General features: G+C 67.2%; 7 protein-coding genes and 1 pseudogene. 6 read left to right on the top strand and 2 right to left on the bottom strand.

The window, feature by feature from the left end; genetic code table 11:
* A partial coding sequence (locus A9W96_RS29870) for a thiolase family protein (protein ID WP_067144753.1) occupies nt 1-832 on the bottom strand: 832 nt, incomplete at its 3' end.
* A gap of 147 nt (nt 833-979) precedes the next feature.
* On the opposite strand from A9W96_RS29870, the gene A9W96_RS29865 reads away from it, so the two are divergent.
* From A9W96_RS29865 to A9W96_RS29855, 3 genes and pseudogenes are all read left to right on the top strand, one after another.
* Complete coding sequence (locus A9W96_RS29865) at nt 980-2122, top strand: NDMA-dependent alcohol dehydrogenase (RefSeq protein WP_067144751.1); 1143 nt, start codon at nt 980-982, stop codon at nt 2120-2122.
* Between the two features lie 29 nt (nt 2123-2151).
* Nucleotides 2152-2544: a hypothetical protein gene (locus A9W96_RS29860; RefSeq protein WP_067144749.1), complete on the top strand. Its 393-nt coding sequence runs from the start codon at nt 2152-2154 to the stop codon at nt 2542-2544.
* Between the two features lie 81 nt (nt 2545-2625).
* Nucleotides 2626-3521 (top strand): annotated as a pseudogene (locus A9W96_RS29855) (DMT family transporter).
* Here A9W96_RS29855 and A9W96_RS29850 read toward each other — a convergent pair.
* On the bottom strand, nt 3470-3892 hold the full coding sequence (locus A9W96_RS29850) for a VOC family protein (RefSeq protein ID WP_066876022.1): 423 nt from the start codon (nt 3890-3892) through the stop codon (nt 3470-3472). The pseudogene A9W96_RS29855 and the gene A9W96_RS29850 overlap by 52 nt on opposite strands.
* A gap of 127 nt (nt 3893-4019) precedes the next feature.
* Here A9W96_RS29850 and A9W96_RS29845 point away from each other — a divergent pair, with 127 nt between their 5' ends.
* The 3 genes from A9W96_RS29845 to A9W96_RS29835 form a co-directional block, all read left to right on the top strand.
* A complete protein-coding gene (locus tag A9W96_RS29845; RefSeq protein ID WP_067144747.1) occupies nt 4020-4772 on the top strand; it encodes a sensor domain-containing protein in 753 nt (250 codons plus the stop codon).
* 219 nt (nt 4773-4991) lie between these two features.
* Nucleotides 4992-6326: a magnesium transporter MgtE N-terminal domain-containing protein gene (locus tag A9W96_RS29840; protein WP_067144745.1), complete on the top strand. Its 1335-nt coding sequence runs from the start codon at nt 4992-4994 to the stop codon at nt 6324-6326.
* Between the two features lie 80 nt (nt 6327-6406).
* The coding region (locus A9W96_RS29835; RefSeq protein WP_197499703.1) for an NRAMP family divalent metal transporter at nt 6407-7304 on the top strand (898 nt) is incomplete at its 3' end.

Raw genomic sequence — 7304 nt, 5'->3', positions numbered from 1 at the left:
AGGCCTTGACGGTGCCCATCACGTTGAGCTTGTTGGCTTTGGCGTAGTCGCTGTCGACGAGCGCGACCGCGGCCGCGGCGTCGTTGGTGCCGCTGCTGTTGCCCGCCGTGATCGAGAAACCCTCGATCTCGGGGTGCAGCACCTTCAGGCCGGCGAGCTTCTCGATGGTGGTGTCGCGGCGCGGGTGCTCGTCGACGGCGAACTCGGTGACCGAGCCATCGAACTGGGTGATCTTCAGCGGCAGGATCTCGTCGGCGAACTTGCCGGCGTCCTGGGCGGCAACGGCGCGCTGATGCGAGCGGGCCGCCCAGGCGTCCATCTCCTCGCGCGTGATGCCGACCGCCTGCGCGGTGTTCCAGCCGACCGTGATGGACATGTCCTTGGCGGGCGCGTCGGGCGTCTCCACGTGCGTAGGAGGCATCCAGCGCTCCTCGAACTTCAGCTCGGGGCCGGGGATCCGCCAGTTGGTCAGCGGCGTCATCGACAGCGACTGCACCCCGCCGGCGATGAGCGCCCGTTCCATGCCCGAGCCGATCTGCGCCGCGGCGTTGCCGATGGCGGTAAGGCTGCCCGCGCAGTGCCGGTTGACCGATTGCCCGGGAACGTGGTCTAGGCCCGTCGCGGTCGCCGCGTAACGGGCGAGATCGCCACCGCCGTAATGGGATTCGGCGAAGATGATGTCGTCGATGTCGGCGGGATCGACGCCCGATCTGCGGACCACCTCGGGCAGCACGGCGGTGATCAGTGTCTCGGGCGGGGTGTTAACCAGCGTCCCCTTGAACGATCGGCCGATAGCGGTCCGGACGGCTCCGACAATGACGGGTGTTCCCATGTTCTCAACCTCGTTGTTGTGGGCGGTCAGACGCCGCGAATCGTATCAAATACTGTATAGACAATAGTAATGGTCTAAGTTCAGTGGGCCGGGCTCGTGTGACGGCGCTAACAATTAAGCGGTTCGGGTAAAAACGGAGGCCAACCGTTGAAGACCAAAGGTGCGCTGGTCTGGGAACTGAACGAGCCATGGTCGGTCGAAGAGATCGAAATCGGCGATCCCCGCCGCGGCGAGGTGACCGTCCAGTTGGAGACGGCCGGTCTGTGCCACTCCGACCACCATTTGATGACGGGCGACTTCCCGATCCCGAGCTATCCGGTGCTCGGGGGCCACGAGGGCGCCGGCATCATCACCGGGATCGGCGAGGGCGTCGAACACCTGGCCGTGGGCGACCACGTCGTCATGTCGTTCATCCCGTCGTGTGGGAAGTGCACGCCGTGCCAGACCGGACTGCGCAACCTCTGTGACCTCGGCATGGGCCTGCTGTCGGGGCGGTCGGTCTCCGACGGATCGTTTCGTGTCACAGTGGCAAGAGGCCACCAAGTCGTCCCAGTCATCCCGATGTCGTTGCTGGGCACCTTCGCGCCGTATGTGGTGGTGCACCAGACGTCGGTAGTCAAGATCGATCCGACGATCCCGTTCGACGTGGCCTGCCTGGTGGGCTGCGGGGTGACCACCGGCTACGGCTCGGCGGTGCGCAGCGCGGCGGTCTCGCCGGGCGAGGACGTCGCGGTCATCGGCATCGGCGGCGTCGGCGTCGCCGCGCTGCAGGGCGCCCGCATCGCCGGGGCCCGGCGCATATTCGCCGTCGACCCTTACGAGTGGAAGCGCGAACAGGCGCTCAAGTTCGGGGCCACCGCGGCGTTCGCGGACGTGGGTAGCGCCGCGGCCTGCATCGCCGAGGCCACGCGAGGCCTGATGTGCCACAAGGTGATCGTCACCGTGGGCCACGTGGAGGGCAAAGACGTCGAGTCGTGGATGGGGCTGACGGCCAAGGGTGGGGTGTGCTGCCTCACCGGCATGGCCAGCGTGCTGGCCAACGATGTCACGCTCAACCTCGCCGGACTCTCGCTGCTGCAGAAAAGCTTGCAGGGCAGCATCTTTGGTGGCGGAAACCCGCAGTACGACATCCCCGCGATCCTCGAGCTGTACAAGTTGGGGCAGCTCAATCTCGACGACATGGTGACGCGGGAATACACCCTCGAGCAGATCAACGACGGCTATCGCGACATGCTCGAGGGCCGCAACATCCGTGGCATCATCCGCTTCACCGACGCCGACCGCGGGTAAGCCACCGCCGCTATGGGCACAATGGCTCCATGACAACCCTCCCTCACGCCGGTCGCGACGCCACCCAGCAACTCGCCTACCGTGTCGCGGCGATGCTGCTCGGCATCGGCACCCTGCACTTCGTCGCACCAAAACCCTTCGACTCCATCATTCCGGTCGAGCTGCCGGGTAGCCCGCGGCTCTATACCTACGCGTCGGGCGTGGCCGAGCTGGCGATCGGGGCGCTGCTGGTGCCGCGGAGCACCCGGCGGTCCGCAGCGCTGGCCGCCGTGGCGTTGTTCGTCGGGGTCTTTCCGGGCAACGTCAACATGTGCCGGCTGTGGTGGGACAAGCCGTGGCCGATGCGCCTGGTCGCCCTGGCCCGGCTGCCGATGCAGATTCCGATGATCACCACCGCGCTCAAGATCCGGCGCAACAGCTGACGCACCGCGTAGGCCAGCCCTGCATGCGAAGTTGATTGTGCGACAAGTGGAATGGCCCGCCATAGTGGCTAGGAGACCGGCGTGAGCAAGACGGGCATCGCGGCATTGCTCGCGGTCGCGGCCGCCCTGATGGTCGGCGCCGGGGACGTCGTCCAGCAGCGCTCCGCACAGCAAGTCACCGACAAACCGGTCGGCACCGTCGCCCTGTTTCGCCGGCTGCTGCGCGACCGGCAGTGGTGGACGGGCAGCCTGGTGGCCGCGGCCGGGTTCGGCTTCCAGGCCGCCGCCCTGGGCCTGGGTTCGGTGGTGCTGGTGCAGGCGCTGTTGGTGACCTCGCTGCTGTTCGCGTTGCTCATCAGCGCACGGGTAGCACATCGCCGAATCACACGGCGGCAAGGGATTTGGGCGGTTCTGCTCGCCGTCGCCGTCGCGGTGGTGGTGACGGTCGGCGACCCCCAGCAGGGCACCCCGCGCGGGTCGGTTCACACGTGGACCGTCGTGGCGTTGGTCATGGGTCCGGCGCTGGCCCTGTGCGTGATCGGCGCGCGCATGTTCCCGGGTTCGGTCGGCGCACTGTTGCTGGGCCTGATGTCCGGCGCGCTGTGGGGCTGTTTTCGGTGTTGACCAAGGGCGTGGTCGACCAGCTCGACCGCGGTATCCCGGCGCTGTTGCGGACGCCCGAGTTGTACGTGTGGGTGGTGCTGGCGATCGCCGCCACCGCCTGGGAGCAGTCGGCGTTTCGGGCCGGCCCGCTCACCGCGTCGCTGCCGGCGGTCACCGTCGCCGAGCCGATCGTCGGATCGGCGCTGGGTGTCACCGTGCTGGGTGAGACGCTGCGCACCAACGACATCGGCTGGGTGGCCTTGGGTTTATCGGTTGCGCTGATGGGGGCAGCGACGGTGGCGCTGGCCCGCAGCCAGGCCAGCTACACCCCGTCCCCTGACGAAACGCCCTCTCGCGCAACAGAATCAGCCTGAGGTCGGCTCAGGGGTGAACCGACCCGGTGGGCGGTGCCGTCGGGATCGACGTAGGCGAATTCGCGCAGGCCGTACGGTGTGTCCTGCGGGGCGATCAGGCGACCGCCGAGGTTCTCCAGTGCCGCCCACTGGGCGTAGAGGGCATCGGCGTCGCTGACGTAGAAGTACACGCTGGCGGCGGTGCGCAAGGGGTCGTGCTCGGCCCACTCGGTCAGGTGGATCGACACCGACCCGCGATCGGCGAATCCGTATTGGTCCGGGCCCTTGTACGCGCGGGCGTCGAAACCGAGCCGGCGGTACCGGTCGAGCGCGACGTCCAGGTCTCGGACGGGGACGATTGGCGATACCGAGGTGAATTCGACTGCGGACATTCAGCGAACATAGCTTCTGACGCCGACTTCGCGCGCAACGGCCGTCGCTGCCGTAAGAGCCTGCACGCGAGCGCATATGCGGCAAATCCACATGCGACGCCGCCCCGCTGTCGTAGGCTCCATGCGCATGAGGAGCCAGCTGACCGCTGCAGTTGCCATTGCCGCCGCCGCAATACTGATCGCCGGGTGCGGTGGCGACAACGCCGGAGGCGCCGCTTCGTCGTCGACCACCAGCACGGCGGCCGCGCCGAAGACTCCCCTGGCGCAGGCCGGACTGCCCGACCTGATGCTCTCGCCGAACGATATCGGTACCGTGCTGGGCGTCACCGGGACGACGAGCGACCCACCGGTCACCAAGTTGGTGGAAGACCCGGTGCAGCGCTCGGACTACACATTTCCCGCCGAATGCCGATACAGCACTCACGCGGCGTTGGCGTCGGTCTACGCCGACAGTGGAAGCACCGCGGTGTACGGCTACCACGACCAGGCGCCGGCTCCCGCGGGGGCCGATCAGCTGGAAAGCCCTGACGTATACCAATTTGTGGTGTTGTTTGCGTCGCCCGAGCAGGCGAGCGCGTTCTTCACGACGTCGACTCAGCGCTGGCCCGCCTGCGCCAACCGCCAGGACACCGTTCCGGCCGCGGACGGTAAGCCGGAACTTCAGTGGAAGGTGGGCCAGGTGTCCAACGCCAACGGAGTGTTGAGCGCTCCGGTGACCATCACCATCTCCTCGAACGGGAACAGCGTGACCATGCCCTGCCAGCGGGCGCTGACCGTTCGCAACAACGTCGTCATCGACGTCGACGCGTGCCGCAAGGACGTCGGGGACGCGGGCGTCAGCATCGCCAATCAGATCGCGGGAAAAGTCGACAAGCAATAGCCGCCCGAAACGGTCGCCGAATCCGAATGGCCTTCTGCTGTTTACCTATTGGCGGTAGTAGCCCGCGATGACGAGGGCGTACGCTCTGGCGGCCGAGTCGGTCACACGATGATGCTTGCGCGCCAGTGATCCGATCTGAAGCCGTACATGGCACCGCACTACGTAGTTTCCGAGGTAGGTTGTCCGCGGGTTAGGTCGTACCGCCTTGAGGAGGGATACGTGGGCACATCGGAAAAGGCATCCAAGCCACGCGCCGGGCAGCCAGTGATCCACCTCTCTCAGCTGTTGCGCGCCCCCGTGCTGGCCCGCTCCGGGGAAACGGTGGGCCGGGTCGAGGACGTGATCGTGCGGCTGCGGGGAGCCGAGGAGTATCCGCTGGTGGCCGGGATCGTGGCCGGGGTCGGCGGGCGCCGCGTCTTCATCGGTGACAAATCCATCGACGCATACTCCACGGATCGAGTTCTGTTGACCAAGAACAAGGTTGACCTTCGCGGGTTCGAACGCCGCGAGGGTGAGGTGCTGTTGCGCACCGATGTGTTGGGCCACCGGCTGATCGACGTGGCCACCGTCGAGTTGGTGCGTGCCTACGACATCGAGCTGGAGCAGGCCGGCCAGGGCTGGATGGTCACCCGCCTGGACACCCGCCGTCCGCCGCGGTTGTTCGGGCTGATCAAGCACTCGGGCGGGCACGCGTCTCGCGATTGGAAGGCGTTCGAGCCGCTGATCGGCCACGCACGCTCGGATGCCGTGCGGCGACTGTCGGACCGGTTCGGCGACCTCAAGGCCGCCGAGATCGCCGATCTTCTCGAAGAAGCGGACAAGGCCGAGGGCGGCGAGATTCTCGACCGGGTGCACAGCGACCCGGAGCTGGAGGCAGACGTCTTCGAGGAGCTGGATCCGGAAAAGGCCAGTCGGCTGCTCGACGGCATGCCGGACAACGAGGTCGCCGCGCTGCTGGGCCGGATGCGCGCCGACGATGCCCGCGACGCGATCGCCGACCTGCGCCAGTCGCGGCGCCGGCGTGTGCTTGAGTTGATGCCCGGCCCGCAGCGCACCAAGGTCATCACGCTGATGGGGTTCAACCCCGAAAGCGCGGGCGGGCTGATGAATGTCGACTCGGTGACCTGTTCGGCCACCGCCACCGCGGGCGAGGCGTTGGCGTTGATCGCCGCGTCGCGCAGCATCCAACCGGAAGCGCTCATCAAGGTGCATGTGCTCGATGAGGACAAACGACTCGACGGTGTCGTCTCGGTCATCAACCTGTTGCAGGTCGATCCCGCCGAATCCCTTGCGGCCCTGATGGATTCCGATCCGGTGCGGGTCAACGCCGACGCCGACCTGACCGACATCGCGCTGCTGATGGCGGATTTCAATCTCTACTCCATCCCCGTCGTCGACGAGCAGGATCGGCTGCTCGGGGTGGTGACCGTTGACGACGTGCTGGAGGCGACCATCCCCGAAGACTGGCGCCGCCGCGAGCCCGCGCCGCGCCCGATCCGCGAGACCACCGCCGACGACCGTGACACGCCGCCGAGGGGAGGAAGCGCGCAGTGAGCTCCGGCGAACAGGACGCCACCCGGGCCGACGCGCAGGCAGCGCAACGCCCCGAGCCCGCGCATGCCCGGCGCACCGCGGTGCTGGACAGCGCGCATCTGGGTGACATCGAGGGTGCGTTCGGGCGCATCAGCGTGGGGGAAACCGAGCACGCCCGCACCTGGAAAACGCGGCTGCTGACCCTGCTCGCGATCGTCGGGCCCGGAATCATCGTGATGGTCGGCGACAACGACGCGGGCGGGGTGGCCACCTACGCCCAGGCCGGCCAGGACTACGGCTACTCACTGCTGTGGGTATTGCTGCTGCTGATCCCCGTGCTCATCGTCAACCAGGAAATGGTGGTCCGGCTCGGCGCGGTCACCGGGGTCGGGCACGCCCGGCTGATCAACGAACGCTTCGGCCGCGGCTGGGGCTGGTTTTCCGTCGGCGACCTGTTCTTGCTCAACTTCCTGACGATCGTCACCGAGTTCATCGGCATCAGCCTGGCCGCCGAGTACATCGGCGTCTCCAAATACATTGTGGTCCCGATCTCGGCGGTGGCGTTGGTGGCGATCATGGCCAGCGGCAGCTTCCGTCGATGGGAGCGGGCCATGTTCATTTTCATCGCGGTCACGCTGCTGCAGATCCCGATGCTGCTGATGTCACATCCGCAGTGGGGACAGGCGGCGAAGTCGTTTGTCGTGCCCGGCATTGCGGGCGGAATCAGCTCGGATGCCGTGCTGCTGATCATCGCCATCGTCGGCACCACCGTGGCGCCGTGGCAGCTGTTCTTTCAGCAGTCCAACGTCGTCGACAAGCGCATCACGCCCCGGTTCATGGGCTACGAACGCGCGGACACCGTGCTGGGCGCCTTCGTGGTGGTGGTCGGCGCCGCCGCTCTGATGATGACCGGCGAGTGGGCGGCCCGCTCTACCAACACCTTTGGCGGTTTCACCGACGCCGGTGCGACGGCGCATCTGCTGGGCGAGCACCGCCCGG

This window comes from Mycobacterium sp. 1245852.3, assembly GCF_001669335.1.
Lineage (GTDB): Bacteria > Actinomycetota > Actinomycetes > Mycobacteriales > Mycobacteriaceae > Mycobacterium > Mycobacterium europaeum_A.
Note: the sequence above shows the minus strand (reverse complement) of the source record. Positions and strands in the feature narration are given on the sequence as shown.